A 430-nucleotide genomic window follows, 5' to 3' on the forward strand; every position below is an offset into this window, starting at 1 on the left:
CCCCGCCGACGACATGAACACCAATGCCGCCAATGCCTTGCTGAAAAATCTTGAAGAGCCGCCGGCACGGACGCTGTTCATCCTGATTGTCCACGCGCCGGGCAGCCTGCTGCCGACGATCCGGTCGCGCTGTCAGGTGGTGCGATTGACCCCGCTCGACGCCGACGACCTGATGACGGTGCTGGAAACGACCGAGCCGGCGCCGCCTGAGGATCCGGCGGCGCGCGCGGCACTGGCCGAGCGGGCAGGGGGCAGCGCCCGCAACGCGATCCTCTTGACGCAGTATGGCGGGCTGGAGATCGCTTCGACGCTCGACGCTCTGGTCACCGGGAGAAAGAGCGATGTCGGCGGCGCGTTCCGCCTCGCCGAAGCCGTGGCCGGCCGCGATCAGGCGATCCAGTTCGATATCTTCAACCGCCGGGCGCTAGAC

General features: G+C 67.9%; 1 pseudogene. It reads left to right on the forward strand.

Annotated elements, in window-relative coordinates:
* Positions 1 to 430, forward strand: a pseudogene (locus EN925_RS39305) (DNA polymerase III subunit delta'); the annotation flags it as partial.

It is taken from the genome of Mesorhizobium sp. M7A.F.Ca.US.006.04.2.1 (assembly GCF_004022915.1).
GTDB classification, from domain to species: Bacteria; Pseudomonadota; Alphaproteobacteria; order Rhizobiales; family Rhizobiaceae; genus Mesorhizobium; species Mesorhizobium ciceri.